The organism is Pantoea allii, assembly GCF_046529425.1.
GTDB classification, from domain to species: domain Bacteria; phylum Pseudomonadota; class Gammaproteobacteria; order Enterobacterales; family Enterobacteriaceae; genus Pantoea; species Pantoea allii.
Genome location: NZ_CP125958.1, coordinates 3,338,695 through 3,359,541 on the forward strand (window position 1 = coordinate 3,338,695; position 20,847 = coordinate 3,359,541).

At 52.7% G+C, this 20,847-nt stretch carries 17 protein-coding genes and 7 tRNA genes; 21 read left to right on the forward strand and 3 right to left on the reverse strand.

Translation table 11 applies throughout. The features are described from left to right. Positions 1-104: 104 nt before the first annotated feature. Positions 105-2,141, reverse strand: coding sequence for an N-acetylglucosamine-specific PTS transporter subunit IIBC (gene nagE / locus QNH99_RS15815; RefSeq protein ID WP_410516907.1), 2,037 nt, complete (start codon positions 2,139-2,141; stop codon positions 105-107). Positions 2,142-2,464: 323 nt separating this feature from the next. Here nagE and nagB point away from each other — a divergent pair, with 323 nt between their 5' ends. The 12 genes from nagB (at position 2,465) to QNH99_RS15875 (ending at position 9,345) form a co-directional block, all read left to right on the forward strand. Next, positions 2,465-3,265 carry a glucosamine-6-phosphate deaminase gene (gene nagB / locus QNH99_RS15820; RefSeq protein WP_218995049.1) on the forward strand — a complete coding sequence of 267 codons (801 nt, stop codon included), beginning with the start codon at positions 2,465-2,467 and terminating at the stop codon, positions 3,263-3,265. A gap of 60 nt (positions 3,266-3,325) precedes the next feature. Further along, a complete protein-coding gene (nagA, locus tag QNH99_RS15825; RefSeq protein ID WP_410516908.1) occupies positions 3,326-4,474 on the forward strand; it encodes an N-acetylglucosamine-6-phosphate deacetylase in 1,149 nt (382 codons plus the stop codon). A gap of 7 nt (positions 4,475-4,481) precedes the next feature. Continuing rightward, on the forward strand, positions 4,482-5,702 hold the full coding sequence (locus QNH99_RS15830) for a DNA-binding transcriptional regulator NagC (protein ID WP_063878763.1): 1,221 nt from the start codon (positions 4,482-4,484) through the stop codon (positions 5,700-5,702). Positions 5,703-5,742: 40 nt separating this feature from the next. Next, complete coding sequence (locus tag QNH99_RS15835) at positions 5,743-6,495, forward strand: HAD-IIA family hydrolase (RefSeq protein WP_063878762.1); 753 nt, start codon at positions 5,743-5,745, stop codon at positions 6,493-6,495. 304 nt (positions 6,496-6,799) lie between these two features. Continuing rightward, a complete protein-coding gene (gene asnB, locus QNH99_RS15840) occupies positions 6,800-8,467 on the forward strand; it encodes an asparagine synthase B (protein ID WP_063878761.1) in 1,668 nt (555 codons plus the stop codon). Positions 8,468-8,684: 217 nt separating this feature from the next. Next, positions 8,685-8,761 (forward strand) — tRNA-Met (locus QNH99_RS15845). A gap of 10 nt (positions 8,762-8,771) precedes the next feature. After that, positions 8,772-8,856: transfer RNA gene (locus tag QNH99_RS15850), tRNA-Leu, on the forward strand. A gap of 22 nt (positions 8,857-8,878) precedes the next feature. Then, a tRNA-Gln gene (locus tag QNH99_RS15855) sits at positions 8,879-8,953 on the forward strand. 35 nt (positions 8,954-8,988) lie between these two features. Further along, positions 8,989-9,063 (forward strand) — tRNA-Gln (locus QNH99_RS15860). Between the two features lie 22 nt (positions 9,064-9,085). Beyond that, positions 9,086-9,162: transfer RNA gene (locus QNH99_RS15865), tRNA-Met, on the forward strand. A 6-nt stretch (positions 9,163-9,168) separates the two neighbouring features. After that, positions 9,169-9,243: transfer RNA gene (locus tag QNH99_RS15870), tRNA-Gln, on the forward strand. A gap of 27 nt (positions 9,244-9,270) precedes the next feature. After that, positions 9,271-9,345, forward strand: a tRNA-Gln gene (locus tag QNH99_RS15875). Between the two features lie 136 nt (positions 9,346-9,481). Here QNH99_RS15875 and ubiF read toward each other — a convergent pair. Continuing rightward, complete coding sequence (gene ubiF / locus QNH99_RS15880; RefSeq protein WP_145393799.1) at positions 9,482-10,654, reverse strand: 3-demethoxyubiquinol 3-hydroxylase; 1,173 nt, start codon at positions 10,652-10,654, stop codon at positions 9,482-9,484. A gap of 168 nt (positions 10,655-10,822) precedes the next feature. Here ubiF and miaB point away from each other — a divergent pair, with 168 nt between their 5' ends. The 9 genes from miaB to QNH99_RS15925 all read left to right on the forward strand — a co-directional run bounded on the left by miaB (position 10,823) and on the right by QNH99_RS15925 (position 20,143). Then, positions 10,823-12,247, forward strand: a complete 1,425-nt coding sequence (gene miaB, locus QNH99_RS15885; protein ID WP_145393798.1) for a tRNA (N6-isopentenyl adenosine(37)-C2)-methylthiotransferase MiaB — start codon at positions 10,823-10,825, stop codon at positions 12,245-12,247. A gap of 207 nt (positions 12,248-12,454) precedes the next feature. Beyond that, positions 12,455-13,516, forward strand: coding sequence for a PhoH family protein (locus QNH99_RS15890; RefSeq protein ID WP_063878758.1), 1,062 nt, complete (start codon positions 12,455-12,457; stop codon positions 13,514-13,516). After that, a complete protein-coding gene (ybeY, locus tag QNH99_RS15895; RefSeq protein WP_063878757.1) occupies positions 13,513-13,986 on the forward strand; it encodes an rRNA maturation RNase YbeY in 474 nt (157 codons plus the stop codon). Before QNH99_RS15890 ends, ybeY begins: the two co-directional genes overlap by 4 nt. Positions 13,987-14,067: 81 nt before the next feature. After that, positions 14,068-14,949 carry a CNNM family magnesium/cobalt transport protein CorC gene (gene corC / locus QNH99_RS15900; RefSeq protein ID WP_145393797.1) on the forward strand — a complete coding sequence of 294 codons (882 nt, stop codon included), beginning with the start codon at positions 14,068-14,070 and terminating at the stop codon, positions 14,947-14,949. Between the two features lie 4 nt (positions 14,950-14,953). Next, positions 14,954-16,477, forward strand: a complete 1,524-nt coding sequence (lnt, locus tag QNH99_RS15905) for an apolipoprotein N-acyltransferase (protein WP_410516909.1) — start codon at positions 14,954-14,956, stop codon at positions 16,475-16,477. 472 nt (positions 16,478-16,949) lie between these two features. Next, a complete protein-coding gene (locus QNH99_RS15910) occupies positions 16,950-17,846 on the forward strand; it encodes an amino acid ABC transporter substrate-binding protein (RefSeq protein ID WP_063878755.1) in 897 nt (298 codons plus the stop codon). Between the two features lie 153 nt (positions 17,847-17,999). Continuing rightward, entirely contained in the window at positions 18,000-18,740 is a 741-nt protein-coding gene (locus tag QNH99_RS15915) for an amino acid ABC transporter permease (RefSeq protein ID WP_063878754.1), read from the forward strand. Beyond that, on the forward strand, positions 18,740-19,417 hold the full coding sequence (gene gltK, locus QNH99_RS15920) for a glutamate/aspartate ABC transporter permease GltK (protein ID WP_063878753.1): 678 nt from the start codon (positions 18,740-18,742) through the stop codon (positions 19,415-19,417). Before QNH99_RS15915 ends, gltK begins: the two co-directional genes overlap by 1 nt. Further along, positions 19,418-20,143 (forward strand): amino acid ABC transporter ATP-binding protein, encoded by a 726-nt coding sequence (locus QNH99_RS15925; protein WP_063878752.1) that lies wholly within the window; start codon positions 19,418-19,420, stop codon positions 20,141-20,143. Between the two features lie 33 nt (positions 20,144-20,176). Here QNH99_RS15925 and QNH99_RS15930 read toward each other — a convergent pair whose 3' ends face one another. Next, a complete protein-coding gene (locus QNH99_RS15930; RefSeq protein ID WP_063878751.1) occupies positions 20,177-20,659 on the reverse strand; it encodes a zinc ribbon-containing protein in 483 nt (160 codons plus the stop codon). Between the last annotated feature and the right edge of the window lie 188 nt (positions 20,660-20,847).

Sequence of the window (20,847 nt, forward strand, 5' to 3'; positions counted from 1 at the left end):
CCGGGTATGATCCACAAAGCGTTGCAGAGAAACAACCGTTTGTTGGGCGTTTAAAATAAAAAAGGCAGGAATCGCTTCCTGCCTTTTGTTGTGGATACAGCGAATTAGCCTTTTATTTCATACAGCGGCGTTTCGCCTGCTACGACCTGGCCCTGGGTCAACAGCGTCAAACCCGAGAAGTCTTCGATATTACTGACCACCACCGGACTGATCATCGAGCGGGCATTCGCATTAAGGTAGTCAAGATCCATCTCCAGTACCGGCTGGCCTGCCGTCACCTGAGCGCCCTCTTCCACTAAACGGGTAAAGCCCTGACCGCCGAGCGCAACGGTATCCAGCCCCATGTGCACCACGATTTCTACGCCGTTTTCGCTTTCCAGACAAAAAGCGTGGTTGGTGTTGAAGATTTTCACCACCGTGCCCGCAATCGGGGCAACGACGCGCTTATCGCTCGGTTTGATCGCTACACCGTCGCCGACCGCTTTGCTGGCGAAGGCGTCATCCGGTACGGCATCCAACAACACGACTTCACCGCTCACGGGCGCCACTAAGGTCGCGATAACGCGTTTTTCGCTGTTCAGTACGGCCTGCGGTTTCACGTCGCTGGTCGCTGCTGGCGCGCTGGCGCTACTGGCTGCTGCCGCCGCGACCGGACCTTTCACCAGCACTTTTTTCATCGCCATGGCAATGCTTTCCGCCTGCGTACCCACGATAATCTGGACACTCTGCTTGTTCAGGCGGATTACACCTGATGCGCCAAGGCGTTTTGCCACGCCTTCATTGACCTGGCTGGCATCCTTCACATTCAGGCGCAAACGAGTAATACAGGCATCAATAGCGGTTAAGTTTTCTGAACCGCCCACCGCACCGATATAACGACGCGCCAGCGATTCGGTCGCACTTTCGCCATTATCGGTGGTGTCGACATTCACGTCATAACCATCGGTTTCATCCCCGGCAACCGCCAGCTCGCGGCCAGGCGTCATCAGATTGAATTTTTTGATGGTGAAACGGAACACAACGTAATAGATGACGAAGAACACCAGACCTTGCGGAATCAGCATGTACCAGTGGGTTGCCAGTGGGTTCCGGGTAGACAGCACCAAATCCACCAGCCCCGCGCTGAAGCCAAAGCCCGCAATCCAATGCATGCTGGCCGCAATAAACACGGAAATGCCTGTCAGCACGGCATGAATCACATACAGCACGGGTGCAACGAACATAAAGGAGAATTCCAGCGGCTCGGTAATACCGGTAAAGAACGCGGCGAAGGCCGCAGCCAGCATAATACTCCCGACTTTCACCCGATTTTCTGGACGCGCGCAGTGGTAAATCGCCAGCGCGGCACCAGGCAAACCGAACATCATAATTGGGAAGAAACCTGCCTGATAACGACCGGTGATCCCAGGTATTGCCGTACCATTCGCCAGCGACTGAGCGCCACCGAGGAACTTAGGAATATCGTTAATCCCTGCCACGTCAAACCAGAAGACGGAGTTCAACGCATGGTGTAAGCCAACCGGAATTAGCAGGCGGTTAAAGAAGGCGTAAACCCCCGCGCCCACCGATCCCAGCTTCTGAATGTGCTCACCAAAATTGACCAGACCATTAAAAATTAATGGCCAGATGTACATCAGGATGAACGCCACCAAGATCATCAGGAAAGACACAAGGATGGGCACCAGGCGACGACCACTGAAGAACGAAAACGCTTTCGGCAGTTCAACATGGCTAAAGCGGTTATACACTTCCGCCGACAGTACCCCGACCAGAATACCGACAAACTGGTTACTGATTTTACCGAAGGCAGGCGGTACCTGAGCCACCGGTATTTTCTGGATCATCGCCACAGCAGCAGGTGAACACAGCGTGGTGACCACCAGGAAGCCGACAAAGCCAGTGAGCGCGGCCGCGCCGTCTTTGTCTTTTGACATGCCATACGCCACGCCAATCGCGAACAGGACCGACATGTTTTCGATAATCGCACCACCGGACTTGATCAGCAGTGCGGCAAAGGCATTACCCGCCCCCCAACTGTCCGGATCTATCCAGTAGCCGATCCCCATTAATATTGCTGCAGCAGGCAAAGTGGCGACCGGCACCATTAGCGCCCGCCCCACTCGTTGTAAGTAACTTAACATTGACCCATCCCCCTTTAAACTGACTTTATAGCTTTGCTGCCGCTTAATGTTGTTATGTCAGCAGCAAGCCTCTGACGGCATTACACTCAATGCTGTAGAGTGTAATAATAATTTAATTCGCTTCACAAATTAATAGCTGCTATCTGTGACAATTATCACCAAAAATCGATTTTTAAGGACCTTCTTACTGGCTTTAAAGACCGACTTATTTTATGATGCGAAATATCAAGACGCGCTGATTCCTCTGCCTTTGAGCCTGCATTTTAGGCTTCACCCACATGTTTACTGCGCGTCAGATCATTAACTCACATTCGAGGTGCAACATGAGACTGATTCCTTTATCCACACCCACGCAGGTCGGCAAATGGGCAGCGCGCCATATTGTGAATCGTATTAATGCGTTTAATCCGAGCGCTGACAAGCCTTTTATCCTGGGATTGCCAACCGGCGGAACCCCACTTGAAGCCTATAAACACCTGATTGACATGCACAAATCGGGCCAGGTTAGCTTTAGACACGTCGTGACCTTCAATATGGATGAGTACGTTGGCTTGCCTAAAGAACACCCGGAAAGCTACCACAGTTTTATGTACCGTAATTTCTTTGACCACGTTGATATACAACCAGAAAATATCAACCTGCTGAATGGTAATGCGCCAGATATTGACGCAGAATGTCGCCGTTATGAAGATAAAATTCGGACACTGGGTAAAATTCACCTGTTTATGGGTGGCGTTGGCAATGATGGACATATTGCGTTCAATGAACCGGCCTCCTCTCTGTCTTCCCGGACCCGAATCAAAACCCTGACTCACGATACGCGCGTAGCAAATTCGCGCTTTTTCAACGGTGATGTGGATCAGGTGCCAAAGTACGCGCTTACCGTAGGCGTTGGCACGCTGCTGGATGCCGAAGAAGTGATGATCCTGGTCACGGGTCATGTTAAAGCCCAGGCGCTGCAGGCAGCCGTGGAAGGTAATGTCAACCACATGTGGACGATCAGCTGCCTCCAGCTTCATCCTAAATCCGTGGTGGTCTGTGATGAACCCGCCACCATGGAGTTGAAAGTCAAAACGGTGAAATACTTCCGTGAAATGGAAGCGGAAAATATGCAGGGCGTTTAATACAGTCATTACGTCACCTGCGGTTAGACGCATTAACGGCAGGCAAGCCGGGAGAATAAGATGTACGCATTAGTGAACGGCCGTATCTATAGCGGCGATGACATTTTTGATAATCATGCCGTCGTCATCGCTGACGGCAAAATTGAGCGCGTTTGCCCCCTGGCAGCGTTGCCGCCAGGCATTGAACAACAGGATGTCGGAGGCGCAATTATCGCGCCCGGCTTTATTGATCTGCAGCTCAACGGCTGCGGAGGCGTGCAGTTTAATGACGACATCGATGCCATTAGCGTGGAAACGCTGGAAACCATGCACCGGGCCAACGTTAAGTCCGGCTGCACCAGTTTTCTGCCGACGCTGATTACCAGCAGTGATGAACTGATGGTGCGCGCCGTGGAAACCATGCGCGCCTTTTTGCAGAAATATCCCCACCATCTGCTGGGATTACATCTGGAAGGTCCCTGGCTGAATGTGGTCAAAAAGGGAACGCACAATCCTGCGCTCATCCGTAAGCCAGATCCGCGAATGGTGGATTTCCTGTGTGACAATGCTGACGTGATTAGTAAGGTTACGCTGGCACCGGAAGTTGTCGGAAGCGCCGTGATTCGTCAACTCAGCGAAGCCGGCATTGTGGTTTCAGCGGGCCATTCTAATGCTACCTTTGAAGAAGCCAAGGCGGGTTTTGCTGCCGGTATTCGCTTTGCCACGCACCTTTATAATGCTATGCCGACCTTTGCAGGACGTGAACCCGGCCTTATCGGTGCGCTGTTTGATGCGCCTGATGTATACTGCGGCATTATTGCAGACGGTTTACATGTCCATTACGCTAACGTTCGTAATGCCAAGCGCATCAAGGGTGACAAGCTGGTTCTGGTGACCGATGCCACTGCCCCCGCAGGTGCCGCAATCGATAAATTTATTTTTGCTGGTAAAACAATATATTATCGTGATGGATTATGCGTTGATGAGCATGGCACGCTGAGCGGTTCAGCATTGACCATGATCGAAGCCGTGCAAAACAGCGTTGAGCATGCCGGCATTCCACTGGATGAAGCGCTGCGTATGGCCTCGCTTTATCCGGCACGGGCAATGGGCGTAGAAAAGCAGTCAGGCTCCCTTCAGGCAGGAAAAATCGCCAACCTGACCGTCTTTACACACGACTTTAAAATTATAAAGACGTTAGTCAATGGAGATAACGTCCTGAGCGAGTAAGCACTGAATGACCACTGGCGGCCAGACACAAATTGGAAATGTCGATCTTGTCAAGCAACTGAACAGCGCAGCCGTCTATCGGTTAATCGATCAACAGGGACCGATTTCACGCATTCAGATTGCGGATCTCAGCCAACTCGCTCCCGCCAGCGTGACGAAAATCACTCGCCAGCTTATTGAGCGCGGCCTGATCAAAGAGGTGGAACAACAGGCATCCACCGGCGGTCGCCGCGCCATTTCCATCGTCACTGAAACCCGTCACTTCCATACCATTGGTGTGCGCCTTGGCCGCAACGATGCGACCTTAACGCTGTTCGATCTGAGCGGTAAATCACTGGCTCAGCAGGATTATCCCCTGCCGCAAACCACGCAGGAAACGCTGGAGCTGGCACTGTTCGAGGCCATCGCGCATTTTATTCAGCAGAGCGAAGCCAAAATTCGTGAGCTGATCGCCATTTCAGTGATCCTGCCAGGCCTGGTCGATCCCCTTAATGGCGTTATTCGCTATATGCCGCACATTAATGTGGATCAGTGGCCCCTGGTGGCAAACCTGAAAAACCGCTTTAACGTTACCAGCTTTGTTGGGCATGATATCCGCAGCCTGGCGTTGGCTGAGCACTATTTTGGGGCAACGCGTGACTGCGCCGACTCGATATTAGTGCGGCTGCATCGGGGAACCGGTGCGGGGATTATTGCCAATGGACAGATTTTTCTGGGCAGTAATGGCAACGTCGGTGAAATCGGTCATATTCAGGTCGATCCGCTGGGCGAGCGCTGTCATTGCGGTAACTTTGGCTGCCTCGAAACCCTCGCGGCTAACGGCGCCATCGAACACCGCGTCAGAGAGTTGCTGAATAAAGGTTATCCCAGTGTACTGACGCAGGACGCCTGCCAGATGCCACAAATCTGTCAGGCGGCTAATCAGGGCGATGCGCTGGCAAGTGAGGTCATTGAGCACGTCGGCCGCTATCTGGGTAAAGCCATTGCCATTGCCATTAACCTGTTTAATCCGCAAAAAATTGTGTTGGCCGGCGAAATTACTGAAGCTGAACGCGTGTTGCTGCCGGCCATTGAAAGTTGCATTAATACGCAGGCACTGGCAGCCTTTCGTAAAAATCTGCCTGTGGTGCGTTCTCAACTTGATCATCGCTCCGCCATCGGCGCATTTGCCCTGGCAAAACGGGCGATGTTAAACGGCATTCTGCTGCAACATCTTTTGGAAGACTAAGCGCAGCCTGACGCATGGCTGCGCGCATCGGAACCCATTTATGACGATTAAAAATGTAATTTGTGACATTGATGGCGTGCTGATGCACGACAATACGGCGGTACCCGGCGCGCAGGAGTTTTTGCAGCGCATTCTGGCGAAAGATATGCCATTGGTGGTGCTGACTAATTATCCTTCACAGACGGCGCGCGATTTAGCGAACCGGTTTTCCTCGGCAGGCATTGAAATACCGGATTCGGTGTTTTACACCTCCGCCATGGCTACCGCTGACTTTCTGCGTCGGCAGGAAGGCAAAAAAGCCTATGTGATTGGCGAGGGCGCGCTGGTACACGAGCTGTATAAAGCCGGTTTTACCATCACTGATGTCAACCCGGACTTCGTGATTGTCGGTGAAACCCGCTCATTTAACTGGGATATGATGCATAAGGCGGCCTTCTTCGTGGCAAACGGTGCGCGTTTCATCGCAACGAACCCGGATACCCATGCCCGGGGCTTCGTGCCAGCCTGCGGCGCACTTTGTGCCGGTATTGAGAAAATCTCCGGTCGCAGGCCGTTTTATGTCGGGAAACCCAGCCCCTATATTATGCGTGCCGCGCTGAACAAGATGCAGGCCCATTCAGAGGAAACGGTCATCGTGGGCGATAATCTTCGCACCGATATCCTGGCCGGTTTTCAGGCCGGTCTGGAAACGATTCTGGTGCTTTCAGGGGTTTCTACCCTTACCGATATCGATGCTATGCCTTTCCGCCCCGACTGGATCTTCCCGTCTGTCGCGGATATCGACCTGTTTTAATGCCTTTCTCTTATGACGCACTGGCAAAACAGGCGGTGCGTCTCCCCTTTCTGGCCCGTTAAAGCCATTATCAGCGTTCAAAAAGCGTGCTGAAATTCCATTTCATTGCCGATCCGTCAATAACAACCTTATTTCATTAGATGAAATTCAATATTAGTCGCTCGCCACCAACATTTTCATCAGCAAAAGACGATTCCTCTTGCATTGAGGGTGGGAAATAACGCATTTTCTTATACATCACGCAGCGACAGGCTGCCGGACAAACGTAAAATTACATCGCCGCAGGTGAGTTCAGGAGTCAGATATGTGTTCTATTTTTGGTGTGCTGGATCTGAAAAGCGATCCCGTTGAGTTACGCAAAAAAGCATTGGAAAGCTCACGTTTGATGCGTCACCGTGGGCCGGACTGGTCAGGCGTTTACGCTGACGATCATGCCATTCTTGCTCATGAGCGCCTCTCAATTGTTGACGTGAACAACGGCGCACAGCCGCTGTATAACGCTGACCACACCCACGTACTGGCAGTGAATGGCGAGATCTATAACCATCAGGCTCTGCGCGCAAAATTAAGCGATCGTTATGCTTTTCAGACCGGTTCAGACTGCGAAGTGATTCTGGCGCTGTATCAGGAGAAAGGCGTCGATTTCCTTGACGAGCTGGAAGGCATGTTTGCCTTTATCCTGTATGACAGCGTAAAACGCACCTATCTGATTGGCCGTGACCATATCGGCATCATCCCGCTTTATATGGGCAACGATGAGCACGGTAACCTGTTTGTCGCCTCTGAAATGAAAGCGCTGGTGCCGGTGTGTCGTTCAATCAAAGAATTCCCGCCAGGAAGCTACCTTTCCAGCACCGATGGTGAAATCCGTCGTTACTGGCAGCGTGACTGGATGGAATACCAGAACATTGAAAACAACGTGACTGATGCAGCCGAGCTGAAACATGCGCTGGAAGAATCCGTAAAAAGCCACCTGATGTCAGATGTGCCTTATGGTGTGCTGCTGTCTGGCGGCCTGGACTCCTCCATCATTTCAGCAGTGACCAAGCGTTTTGCCGCTAAGCGAGTGGAAGATCAGGATAAGAGCGATGCCTGGTGGCCGCAGCTGCACTCCTTTGCCGTCGGCCTGGAAGGCTCACCGGACCTGAAAGCTGCAAAGCTGGTGGCAGAGCATTTAGGTACGGTTCACCATGAAATTCATTTCACGGTGCAGGAAGGCCTTGATGCCATTCGTGACGTGATTTACCACATCGAAACCTATGATGTGACGACGATTCGTGCCTCTACGCCGATGTACCTGATGTCGCGTAAAATCAAAGCGATGGGCATCAAAATGGTGCTGTCAGGCGAAGGTGCTGACGAAGTCTTTGGCGGTTATCTGTACTTCCATAAGGCACCGAATGCGAAAGAGTTCCACGAGGAAAACGTTCGCAAACTGCTGGCCCTGCACATGTTTGACTGCGCACGTGCCAACAAAGCCATGTCGGCCTGGGGCGTTGAAGCCCGCGTGCCTTTCCTGGATAAGAAATTCCTTGATGTGGCTATGCGCATCAACCCACAGGACAAGATGTGCGGCAGTAACGGTAAGATGGAAAAACACATTTTGCGTGAATGCTTCTCGTCCTACCTGCCAGAAAGTGTGGCATGGCGCCAGAAAGAGCAGTTCTCCGACGGCGTTGGCTACAGCTGGATCGACACGCTGAAAGAAGTGGCGGCGAAGCAGGTCAGCGATCAGCAGTTGGCGACGGCGCACTTCCGTTTCCCACACAACACGCCGGGCTCAAAAGAAGCCTACCTTTATCGCGAAATCTTTGAAGAACTGTTCCCGTTGCCGAGCGCGGCTGAATGCGTCCCGGGCGGCCCGTCTGTTGCCTGTTCATCGGCGAAAGCCATTGAGTGGGATGAGGCATTCAAAAACATGGATGACCCGTCAGGACGCGCCGTAGGCGTGCACCAGTCCGCTTATAAATAAGTGCTATACTGAGTGCGTAATGGGCCGAATACGGCCCATTTTTTTTGTTATTGGCGTTGTATTCACTGAAAAATTGCCGAATAAAGCATCAGCCTGGTTATAAGCCAGACAAACAGGCGTTTGAAGGCAAAAAACGGCAAAAAACTTGTTGACGCTGTGTAGTCAACTCCGCATAATGCGCCCCGCAACGCCGATGAAGGTTGCGCGAAAAAAAGATGGCTACGTAGCTCAGCTGGTTAGAGCACAGCACTCATAATGCTGGGGTCACAGGTTCGATTCCCGTCGTAGCCACCATCTTTTTTCTGCGGGAGTGGCGAAATTGGTAGACGCACCAGATTTAGGTTCTGGCGCCGCAAGGTGTGCGAGTTCAAGTCTCGCCTCCCGCACCATTTCATGATTCGGCAGCATGGATGGGGTATCGCCAAGCGGTAAGGCACCGGTTTTTGATACCGGCATTCCCTGGTTCGAATCCAGGTACCCCAGCCAATTTCGATGAATCTCGTGGCTGCGAGTGGGACGAATGGGATATCGCCAAGCGGTAAGGCACCGGTTTTTGATACCGGCATTCCCTGGTTCGAATCCAGGTATCCCAGCCATCATCGAAAGGCAGTACAATTTGGCTACGTAGCTCAGCTGGTTAGAGCACAGCACTCATAATGCTGGGGTCACAGGTTCGATTCCCGTCGTAGCCACCATTTTTTTGGGGTGTCGCCAAGCGGTAAGGCACTGGTTTCTGATACCAGCATTCCGGGGTTCGAATCCCTGCACCCCAGCCATTTTAAGACAATTTGATTTGACACCATTGGGGTGTCGCCAAGCGGTAAGGCACTGGTTTCTGATACCAGCATTCCGGGGTTCGAATCCCTGCACCCCAGCCAAATTAAACAACAAAGCCCGCTTTTGCGGGCTTTGTTGTTTTTGGCATCTGGCATCTGGCATCTGGCATCTGGCATCTGGCATCTGGCATCTGCTGATACAGCCACGCATCACGTCAGTGCAACGCGTGGCGAGCGCTTACAATCCTAATGCGTATCGTAATACCTGACGCTTCAGCACGCCCGAATGTTCAGCGGCAATCAATCCCAGATTACGTACCAGCTTTAACGGCCCAAGGCGGTTACTGAAGGTAAAATAGAACAGGTCCATCCCGCTCTGCATCAGCAGGTTATCGTTGCGACGCTGGCGCTGATAACGCAGCAGCACCCGTTCCGATGACCAGGCTTCTGCTTTGCCACGCGCGTCAATCAGCACATCCATCAGTGCGTCGATATCCCGATAACCCAGGTTCACGCCCTGCCCTGCTAACGGATTAATGGTGTGCGCGGCATCGCCCACTAAAGCCAGCCCTGGCAAGACATAGCGCAAGGCGTGACGACGGACCAGCGGAAAGCCGCCTGCTGCGTGCGCCTGAAAACGCCCCAGCCGTGCCGGGAAGTGGCTGGCGATCTCTTTTTCCAACTGCGGCATCGGCATGGCCTGCAACTGACGAATGCGTGCAGCAGAGTCATACCACACCAGAGAAGCATGATGACCAAACAGCGGCAGAAAAGCGCGAGGGCCCTGAGGGGTAAAGTGCTGCCAGGTGGCGTCACCCGCAGGATGTTCACAGGTCACACTGATCAGTAAACAGGACTGCGCATAGCGCCAGCCATGAATACCGATGCCGGCCATCTGTCGCACCTGCGAGTTAGCGCCGTCTGCGCCCACCACCAACGCTGCCGTCACCGCGTTCCCATCGCTTAAAGACAACGTCCAGCCGCCATTGCAGGGCTGGAGATCGTCCATGGTCGCCGGACAGAGTAACGTAACCCCGCGCTGCTCCATTTCTTCCCACAGGGCGCGTTGCAACACGTTATTTTCAACCATATAGCCCAGTTCAGGCAGCCCCAGCGACTCGGCGTCAAAGTTCACCTGCGCCGTTTGCCACTCCCAGGTTTCAAGTTTGCGATAAGGCGCACAGCGCATCGCTTCAACACGTTGCCAGACATCCAGTTGCTTCAGGAGTGCCACAGAAGAGGAACCGACAGCGGAGATACGCACATCGGGCAGGCTGTGTGGATCAAAAGGCGGCGGCGTTGCCCGCTCCACGACCGCCACACGGAACTTGTGCTGCATCAGCCCACATGCCAGCGCGGCACCGACCATGCCACCGCCCACAATCACCACATCAAACTGGTTATCCTGCATAACTTGTATCCCTCTCATATGCCGTCACTTTTCAGCGCGGTTGTCTTACTGCAAAGTGTACCGGAAAAATCAGGCACGATCAGAAAAGCCCTCAGGCTGGTCACATCCGCAGCAAAGCATTACAATACGCCCCCAGCACTTCACTGCACTGATTTAATGGCTAGCTCGATGACAAAAAAACTGCATATCAAAACCTGGGGATGTCAGATGAATGAGTACGATTCATCTAAGATGTCTGACCTGCTGAACAGCACGCACGGCTACACCCTGACAGAGGAAGCTGAAGAGGCGGATATTCTGCTGCTCAACACCTGCTCTATCCGCGAGAAAGCGCAGGAGAAGGTTTTCCACCAGTTGGGGCGCTGGAAAAAACTGAAAGAGCACAACCCGGATTTGATCATCGGTGTTGGCGGCTGCGTCGCGTCGCAGGAAGGGGATCATATTCGCCAGCGTGCGCCTTGCGTGGACATTGTCTTTGGTCCACAAACCCTGCACCGTCTGCCCGAAATGATCAACACCGTGCGCGGCAGCAAAAGTCCGGTTGTCGATATCAGCTTCCCGGAAATCGAAAAATTTGACCGTTTGCCTGAACCGCGCGCCGATGGGCCTACCGCGTTTGTCTCCATCATGGAAGGCTGCAACAAATACTGTACTTTCTGCGTGGTGCCTTACACCCGCGGTGAAGAAGTCAGCCGTCCCTCCGACGATATTCTGCTGGAGATCGCGCAGCTTGCCGCGCAGGGCGTACGCGAAGTCAATCTGTTAGGTCAGAACGTTAACGCCTATCGTGGCGCAACCTTCGATGGCGACGTATGCACCTTTGCTGAACTGTTGCGCCTGGTCGCGGCCATTGACGGCATTGACCGTATTCGCTTCACCACCAGCCATCCGATTGAATTCACTGACGACATCATTGAAGTTTATCGCGATACACCAGAGTTGGTGAGCTTCCTTCATCTGCCCGTACAGAGCGGCGCTGACCGTATTCTGACGCTGATGAAGCGCGCCCATACCGCGCTGGAATACAAAGCCATTATCCGTAAACTGCGTGCGGCGCGTCCTGATATTGAAATCAGCTCTGACTTTATCATTGGCTTCCCGGGTGAAACCCAGCAGGACTTTGAGCAAACCATGAAGCTGATTGGCGACATCAACTTTGATATGAGCTACAGCTTTATCTACTCAGCGCGCCCCGGCACGCCAGCGGCGGACTTGCCTGACGACGTCAGCGAAGAAGAGAAGAAGCAGCGTCTCTACATTCTGCAGGAACGCATTAACCAGCAGGCGATGGCGATCAGCCGCCGCATGATGGGCAGCGTGCAGCGGATTCTGGTGGAAGGCATCTCACGTAAAAACGTGATGGAGCTGACAGGCCGGACCGAAAACAACCGCGTGGTGAACTTTGAAGGGTCGGTAGAGATGATTGGCAAATTTGCCGACGTCGAAATCGTGGACGTGTATACCAACTCCTTACGTGGGAAGCTGATTCGCACGGAAGATGAACTCGGTTTACGCGTTGCGGAAAGCCCTGCGTCTGTTATTGCCCGTACCCGTAAAGAAAATGACATCGGCGTCGGGGTCTTCCAGCCCTGATCCCTCGTTATGTGCGGCGGCGCAGCACTGGCTGCCGCACATTCTGCTGTTTTGCACTTGGTTTCTGCCTGTGCCGCCCAAATATCACTTCATACGCTTGCGCCCCGGCGCTACCGCATAAATAATTTCGTTACGATGCATCCGCTTAAGGCGTTTGATGCAGCAGCAAACCCTCTCAACTGGCCCTGAGTGACCCAAAGGATTCGTTTGAATATTGAAACCCGTGAAATCGCCCTTGAACCGGCTGATAACCGCCGTCTGATGAGCCTGTGTGGTCCGTTTGATGACAATGTAAAACAGCTGGAACGTCGTCTTGGCATTGAGATTAATCGCCGCGACAACCAGTTCAAACTGGTTGGTCGGGTGCTGTGTGTGAATGCCGCCGTTGATATCCTGAAAACGCTCTATGTCGATACCGCGCCCGTACGCGGCGCGATCCCGGATATCGAACCTGAACAGATTCATCTGGCCATCAAAGAGAGCCGGGTGCTGGAACAAACAGCGGAAAGCGTGCCGGACTACGGCAAAGCGGTCAACATTAAGACCAAACGTGGCGTGATTAAGCCGCGCACGCCGAATCAGGCACAGTACATCGCGAATATCCTCGACCATGACATTACCTTTGGTGTCGGTCCTGCGGGTACCGGTAAAACCTATCTGGCGGTGGCAGCCGCGGTCGATGCGCTGGAACGGCAGGAGATTCGCCGCATCCTTCTCACGCGCCCTGCCGTAGAAGCGGGTGAGAAACTCGGCTTTCTGCCGGGCGACCTGAGCCAGAAAGTGGACCCGTACTTGCGCCCCCTCTACGACGCCCTGTTTGAGATGCTGGGATTCGAAAAGGTTGAGAAACTGATGGAGCGCAACGTGATTGAAGTGGCTCCGCTGGCTTACATGCGTGGTCGTACGCTGAATGACGCGTTTATTATTCTGGATGAAAGCCAGAACACCACAATCGAACAGATGAAGATGTTTCTGACGCGTATTGGTTTCAACTCTAAAGCGGTCATTACCGGTGACGTGACGCAGATCGACCTGCCGCGCCATACCAAGTCCGGTTTACGCCATGCAATAGAGGTGCTGTCCGAGGTTGAAGAGATCAGCTTCAACTTCTTCCACAGCGAAGACGTCGTGCGTCACCCGGTTGTGGCACGTATTGTTACCGCCTATGAAGCCTGGGAAGAAGCCGATCAAAAACGTCGTGACCAGCAAGCTGAAGAGCGTAAACGCGACGCCCTTGCGGCCCAACACAGCGCCCAGGAGAATTCATGAGCGACGTGATCCTCGATCTGCAACTGGCCTGCGAGCAGACCGATAATTTACCGACGGAAAGTCAGTTTCAACACTGGCTGGAAGCGGCAGTCATGCCCTTTCAGCCGGAAAGTGAAGTGACTATTCGTGTGGTGGATGAATCCGAAAGTCATGAGCTTAATTTGACCTACCGTGGCAAAGACAAGCCGACCAACGTGCTGTCATTTCCCTTCGAAGCCCCGCCCGGCATCGAATTACCGCTGCTAGGCGACCTGATCATTTGTCGTCAGGTGGTTGAGCAGGAAGCGCAGGAACAGGGAAAAACCACAGAAGCCCACTGGGCGCACATGGTGATCCATGGCACGCTGCATCTGTTGGGTTATGATCACATTGAAGACGGCGAAGCCGAAGAGATGGAAGGTATCGAGACAGAGATAATGCTTGCTCTTGGTTATCCTGATCCGTACATTTCGGAGAAAGAAAACACCTGAAGCTGTGATTCAGGCCATCCTGCTGCTGGCGAACAGGCCGGCAGCGTAATTTCCTTACCAGAGAGATCTTTAAAAACCGCCATGAGCGACGACCATTCTCAAAACAGCGATGCACCCAGTAGTAAAAAGGGATTTTTTTCCCTACTAATCAACCAACTGTTCCACGGTGAACCTAAAAACCGTGATGAGCTACTGGGTCTTATCCGTGACTCCAATCAAAAAGACCTGATTGATCAGGATACCCGGGACATGCTCGAGGGCGTGCTGGATATTGCAGAACAGCGCGTGCGGGACATCATGATCCCACGCTCCCAGATGATTACGCTAAAACGAAATCAGAACCTGGAAGAGTGCCTGAGTGTAATTATCGATTCAGCACACTCTCGCTTTCCGGTGATCAGCGAAGACAAAGACCATGTTGAAGGCATCCTGATGGCGAAAGATCTGCTGCCGTTTATGAGCAGTGAATCTGAACCTTTCAGCGTGGAAAAAGTCCTGCGTCCGGCGGTGGTTGTCCCTGAGAGCAAGCGTGTTGATCGCATGCTGAAAGAGTTTCGCTCGCAGCGCTATCATATGGCGATTGTGATTGATGAGTTTGGTGGTGTGTCCGGGCTGGTCACGATTGAAGATATTCTGGAGCTGATCGTTGGCGAAATCGAAGACGAATATGATGATGAAGAAGATCGTGATATCCGTCAGCTTAACCGTCAGACCTATACCGTTCGTGCACTCACGCCGATTGAAGATTTCAACGAGGTGTTTGGCACCCAGTTCAGCGATGATGAAGTGGACACCATTGGCGGGCTGGTCATGCAGGGCTTTGGTCATCTACCGGCGCGTGGCGAAAGCATCGACATCGATGGTTACCAGTTCAAAGTTGCCATGGCTGACAGCCGTCGTATCATCCAGGTTCATGTAAAAATTCCGGAAAATTCGGCGCTACCTCAACTGGATGACGAATAATTTTATGGCATTAGCCTCTCTTTACCAGCGGCAGCGGGTACGTCTGCTGCTGGCTTTACTCAGCGGCGCCTGTGGCACGCTTGCCTTTTCCCCTTATGATTTCTGGCCTGCTGCTCTGCTCTCGCTCTGCGGGTTGCAAATCCTGACCTTAAACCGTACCAGCCCACAAGCCAGCGCCATCGGTTTCAGTTGGGGATTTGGCCTTTTTGGCAGCGGTATCAACTGGGTTTATGTCAGTATTGCTACCTTCGGCGGAATGCCGGGGCCGGTTAACGTATTCCTGGTCGTGCTGCTGGCGGCGTATCTGGCGATTTATCCGGCCCTGTTTGCCGGGGTGCTTAACCGCATTTGGCCACGAACCACCTTGTGGCGGCTGGCACTGGCGGCCCCCGCATTATGGCAGGTCACGGAGTTTTTACGCGGCTGGATATTAACCGGATTTCCGTGGTTACAGTTTGGCTATAGCCAGATCAACGGCCCGTTGAAAGGTATTGCGCCTCTGGCGGGTGTGGAAAGCATCACCTTCCTGATGATGATCGTTGCCGGGTTACTGGTGTACGCCCTGCAGCAGCGCAATATTAAAAGCCTGGTGGGTGCGCTGGCATTACTGGCCCTGTGCTGGCCATTACGCTATCTGCAGTGGTATCAACCGCTGCCAGCGCGGGCAGTCAATGTGGCGCTGGTGCAGGGCGACATTCCTCAGTCAATGAAGTGGGACCCGCAACAGCTGCTGAATACCCTGCGGATTTACAGCGATCTGAGCCAGCCACTGATGGGCAAAGCCCCCATTATTATCTGGCCGGAGTCAGCCATTACCGATCTGGAAAGTAACCAGCAACCTTTCCTGCGTTCGCTGGATAATGAATTACGCGCGCGCGGCAGTTCGCTGGTCACCGGTATCGTGGATTCGCGTCTGGAGCAGAATCGCTACCATGACTACAACACGGTAATCGTTCTGGGCGGACCGAAGCCTTATAACTACTTCAGCACCAACCGCTATCAGAAACATCACCTGGTGCCCTTTGGTGAATTCGTTCCCATGGCTGACCTGCTGCGACCGCTGGCCCCTTTCTTTGATTTGCCGATGTCCGCCTTTAGTCGCGGCGCTTATCTGCAGCCTCAGCTCAACGTGGCAAATTATCATCTGACGACGGCCATTTGCTATGAGATCGTTTTAGGGGAGCAGGTGCGCGCCAACTTCCGTCCGGATACCAACTTTCTGTTAACCGTCTCGAATGATGCCTGGTTTGGTCACTCGATCGGCCCCTGGCAGCATTTCCAGATGGCGCGCATGCGCGCACTCGAACTGGGCAGGCCACTGTTGCGCGGCACGAATAACGGTGTGACTGCCGTGGTGAATGCCGATGGCGATGTGGAGAAAGTTCTGCCGCAGTTCACCCGGGATGTTTTAGTGGACAAGGTAACGCCCACCCGCGGTGAAACCCCCTATTCCAGAGCCGGTCTCTGGCCGGTATGGTTAGCCACCGTGATGGCCGGGCTGATCGCCTTTATCAGACGTCACCGCTAATTCCCTGTGGCGAAGCGCGGCTTCGCCACACCTTCTCTTCCTTCTCAGCTTCTGCTTCTGCTTCTGCTTCTGCTTCTGCTTCTGCTTCTGCTTCTGCTTCTGCTTCTGCTTCTGCTTCTGCTTCTGCAATAAAACTAACGTTTCACCAGATTGTCATTTTATTTTGGCACGATGATTGCAAAATGTTTCTGTATTCACCGGCATTCAGGCCTGTTAGCGGGCGCGGCGCACCAAAAAGAGTCCTGATGCGCACCCTTTATGTGCATTGGCCTTTATTTGCCTTTTTTTGGTGCGAATGACATCGCAAAAAAGAAACTTTTTTGTTTCATTGAGTTAACAATCCGCTATGTTAGTGAATATTCTCAGCGCTTAAGCGCGAAGGGATAACAAGAAAAGCAGCGCAAAATACACACAACATCACAATCAGTACAGGGGTAGATCCTGTGCAATTTCCACATGAAGGAGTTGGAACATGCAATTACGCAAAGTGGCATTATCTCTTCTGCTGTTAAGCGCAGCAGCGGGAGCGGCCCAGGCGGAAGATCTGAGCGGTACCCTGAAGAAAATCAATGACAATGGCGTCATTGTCATCGGGCATCGTGAATCATCAGTTCCCTTTTCTTATTACGACAACCAGCAAAAAGTGGTTGGTTATTCTCAGGCTTATTCCAATGCCATTGCAGACGCGATTAAAGCCAAACTGAATAAGCCCGATCTGCAAATTAAAATGATTCCTATTACATCGCAAAACCGTATTCCGCTGTTGCAGAACGGCACATACGATTACGAATGCGGTTCCACCACCAATAACCTTGAGCGCCAGAAACAGGCGGCATTCTCCGATACCATTTTTGTTATCGGCACCCGTTTGCTGGTCAAGAAAGGCGGTCCGATTAAAGATTTCGACGATCTGAAAGGTAAGACTGTCGTCGTGACCTCAGGCACCACCTCAGAAGTGCTGCTGCACAAACTGAACGACGAGAAAAAAATGGATATGCGCATTATCAGCGCGAAAGACCATGGTGACTCGTTCCGCACGCTGGAAACCGGCCGTGCCGTGGCCTTTATGATGGACGATGCGCTGCTGGCTGGCGAACGTGCCAAAGCCAAAAAGCCTGACGACTGGGAAATCCTGGGTACGCCGCAGTCTAAAGAAGCCTATGGCTGTATGCTGCGCAAAGACGATCCACAGTTCAAAACCCTGGTGGATGACACCATTGCGAAAGCTCAGACCTCAGGTCAGGCAGAAAAATGGTTTGATATCTGGTTTAAGCAGCCTATCCCGCCTAAAAACCTGAACATGAACTTTGAACTGTCTGATGACATGAAAACGCTGTTCAAAACGCCTAATGACAAGGCACTGAATTAACAACGATAACAAGGGCGGCATTGTCGCCCTCTCGATTGCTGAAACTGCGACGTGGACAGACAGCCTGCACGGGTCGTTCCCCCGAATCAGGCGAATTAAGTCGCTCATCAATCTTCAGGGTAGCTCTGCTACCCTTTTTTACCGGAGCTCGTTATGGGTATCGATTGGAACTGGGGCATATTTCTCGAACAGGCCCCGTTCGGTAATACCACCTATCTCGGCTGGTTGTGGTCCGGTTTTCAGGTGACGATAGCCGTCTCCTGCTGTGCCTGGATTATTGCTTTCTGTGTAGGTTCATTTTTTGGCATTCTGCGTACTGTTCCTAATCGCCTGTTATCCACGATAGGAACCTGCTATGTAGAACTGTTTCGTAATATCCCCCTTATCGTTCAGTTCTTCTTTTGGTATCTGGTTGCGCCAGAGCTGGTGGGACAGAATCTCGGTATGTGGTTCAAGTCAGAACTGGACCCTAACCTGCAGTTCTTTATCTCCTCAGTCATCTGTCTGGGCTTGTTCACCGCTGCACGCGTTTGCGAGCAGGTACGTGCCGCCATTCAGTCGCTGCCGCGCGGCCAAAAGAACGCCGGGCTGGCCATGGGGCTGACGCTGCCACAAACCTATCGCTACGTGCTGTTGCCCAATGCTTATCGGGTTATCGTGCCGCCGATGACGTCAGAGATGCTTAACCTGGTTAAAAACTCGGCGATTGCCTCGACGATCGGTCTGGTTGATATGGCGGCACAGGCAGGAAAACTGCTGGACTATTCCGCGCACGCCTATGAATCCTTCACCGCAATTACCCTGGCTTACGTGGCAATTAATCTGGTGATTATGTTGCTGATGGGCCTGGTTGAACGCAAAGTGCGTCTGCCTGGCAACGCGGGAGGCAAATGATGTACGCATTTGACTGGAGTTCTATTCCTCCCAGCCTGCCCTATCTGCTTAGTGGTCTGGTCATCACCTTCAAGATCACCATAACCGCCGTTGTGTTTGGCATCCTCTGGGGCACGCTGCTGGCGGTAATGCGCCTGTCCACCTTCAAGCCCATCAGCTGGTTTGCCAGGCTGTATGTCAACCTGTTCCGCTCGGTGCCGCTTGTGATGGTGCTGCTGTGGTTCTATCTGGTTGTACCCAGCTTTTTACAGCAGGTGTTGGGGATTTCGCCCAAGACCGATATCCGTCTGATCTCAGCCATGGTGGCATTCTCCCTGTTCGAAGCCGCCTATTACTCTGAAATCATTCGTGCCGGGATTATCAGCATCGCACGGGGGCAGTCCAGCGCTGCGCTGGCGCTGGGAATGACGCAGTGGCAGTCGATGAGACTGATTATTTTACCCCAGGCGTTTCGCGCCATGGTCCCGCTGTTACTGACCCAGGGCATCGTCTTGTTCCAGGATACCTCGCTGGTTTATGTCCTGAGTCTGGCTGACTTCTTCCGCACCGCGTCCACTATTGGCGAACGTGACGGTACCCAGGTAGAAATGATTTTGTTTGCTGGTCTGGTCTACTTTGTGATCAGCCTGAGCGCATCACTGTTGGTCAGCTATCTAAAAAGAAAAAGGACGGTTTAAATGATTAACCTGAAAAACGTTTCCAAGTGGTATGGTCAATTTCAGGTGCTGACCGACTGCTCTACCGAGGTACAAAAAGGTGAAGTGGTGGTGGTATGCGGGCCGTCGGGTTCAGGCAAATCAACCCTGATTAAAACCGTCAATGGTCTGGAGCCGATCCAGCAAGGCAGCATTACGGTGAATGGCACCGAAGTGAACAATAAAAAAACCAACCTGGCTACGCTGCGCAGCAAAGTCGGCATGGTGTTTCAGCACTTCGAGCTGTTCCCTCACCTGAGCATTATCGACAACCTGGTACTGGCACAGGTAAAAGTGCTGAAGCGGGATAAGGCGGCTGCCCGCGATAAAGGTCTGAAGCTTCTGACCCGCGTGGGTCTGTCTGCTCATGCCGACAAGTTTCCCGGACAACTCTCGGGAGGTCAGCAACAGCGCGTGGCGATTGCCCGGGCGCTCTGCATGGACCCCATTGCCATGCTGTTTGATGAACCGACATCGGCGCTCGATCCTGAGATGATCAATGAAGTGCTGGACGTCATGGTGGAACTGGCGCAGGAAGGCATGACCATGATGGTCGTCACCCACGAAATGGGCTTTGCTCGTAAGGTGGCGAACCGGGTCATTTTTATGGACGAAGGCAAAATTATCGAAGACACCAAAAAAGAGGACTTCTTTAATAATCCGCAGTCTGAACGGGCGAAGGATTTCCTGGCAAAAATTCTGCACTAAAAACCAGGCGGGCACCGTGCCCGCCTGTTTCTGTCAGGGCTCAAATGGCTGGCGATAAAACTGATCGTGATTGCATTCCGGACAGCGTGACAGGGTTTCCGCCGTATAAATCGCGCGAGTAAAGTGACATTTTTCGCACACCAGATTGCCCAGCCCCACCACCTCACCGCTTTGGTAAACGCCGTGATGTTGTAAATCCTGGAAGACTTCGCGCCACTCCAGCTGGCTTTTATCCGTGATGTCTGCCAGCTCTTTCCAGATACTTTCGCGAATCACGCGCATAAAGACCGAATCCGCCACCGGTTCTTCCGCTTCTGCATAGTTACGACCGAACTCGGCTAAATCGCGACGCACCGAGGCCAGTGCCCGATCAACTTCATCTGGTGTCAGATCTGAGTGCGCACGTAAATGACGACGCCGATCTTCCACCAATGTATCCAGATCGCGATCGCCGTGGCGAAGACGTTCGGTTAATACCGCCAACGAATCGTGATACTCCTGTGCCACTTTATTCATTTTATTCTCCTTTTTGCGCTCAGTACCTGTACTAAGTTTAGCTACTTTGTCACATTTGCCCGGTTCACTGGGTAAGGAATGGTAAAAGAGTGAAAACGCTGACGCTTTAGCGATAAATCGCCCCTGCATAAAGTGGGAAGTGTTGTTGATGTGCGGCCTTATGGGTATGCTATGCGGATCGTAAAGTC

Coding starts and splice junctions, on each gene's coding strand:
- miaB (WP_145393798.1), top strand. CDS start 10,823: ATGACAAAAAAACTGCATATCAAAACCTGGGGATGTCAGATGAATGAG.
- asnB (WP_063878761.1), top strand. CDS start 6,800: ATGTGTTCTATTTTTGGTGTGCTGGATCTGAAAAGCGATCCCGTTGAG.
- QNH99_RS15830 (WP_063878763.1), top strand. CDS start 4,482: ATGACCACTGGCGGCCAGACACAAATTGGAAATGTCGATCTTGTCAAG.
- QNH99_RS15835 (WP_063878762.1), top strand. CDS start 5,743: ATGACGATTAAAAATGTAATTTGTGACATTGATGGCGTGCTGATGCAC.
- nagE (WP_410516907.1), bottom strand. CDS start 2,141: ATGTTAAGTTACTTACAACGAGTGGGGCGGGCGCTAATGGTGCCGGTC.
- ybeY (WP_063878757.1), top strand. CDS start 13,513: ATGAGCGACGTGATCCTCGATCTGCAACTGGCCTGCGAGCAGACCGAT.
- QNH99_RS15930 (WP_063878751.1), bottom strand. CDS start 20,659: ATGAATAAAGTGGCACAGGAGTATCACGATTCGTTGGCGGTATTAACC.
- QNH99_RS15925 (WP_063878752.1), top strand. CDS start 19,418: ATGATTAACCTGAAAAACGTTTCCAAGTGGTATGGTCAATTTCAGGTG.
- nagB (WP_218995049.1), top strand. CDS start 2,465: ATGAGACTGATTCCTTTATCCACACCCACGCAGGTCGGCAAATGGGCA.
- corC (WP_145393797.1), top strand. CDS start 14,068: ATGAGCGACGACCATTCTCAAAACAGCGATGCACCCAGTAGTAAAAAG.
- gltK (WP_063878753.1), top strand. CDS start 18,740: ATGTACGCATTTGACTGGAGTTCTATTCCTCCCAGCCTGCCCTATCTG.
- ubiF (WP_145393799.1), bottom strand. CDS start 10,654: ATGCAGGATAACCAGTTTGATGTGGTGATTGTGGGCGGTGGCATGGTC.
- nagA (WP_410516908.1), top strand. CDS start 3,326: ATGTACGCATTAGTGAACGGCCGTATCTATAGCGGCGATGACATTTTT.
- QNH99_RS15910 (WP_063878755.1), top strand. CDS start 16,950: ATGCAATTACGCAAAGTGGCATTATCTCTTCTGCTGTTAAGCGCAGCA.
- QNH99_RS15915 (WP_063878754.1), top strand. CDS start 18,000: ATGGGTATCGATTGGAACTGGGGCATATTTCTCGAACAGGCCCCGTTC.
- lnt (WP_410516909.1), top strand. CDS start 14,954: ATGGCATTAGCCTCTCTTTACCAGCGGCAGCGGGTACGTCTGCTGCTG.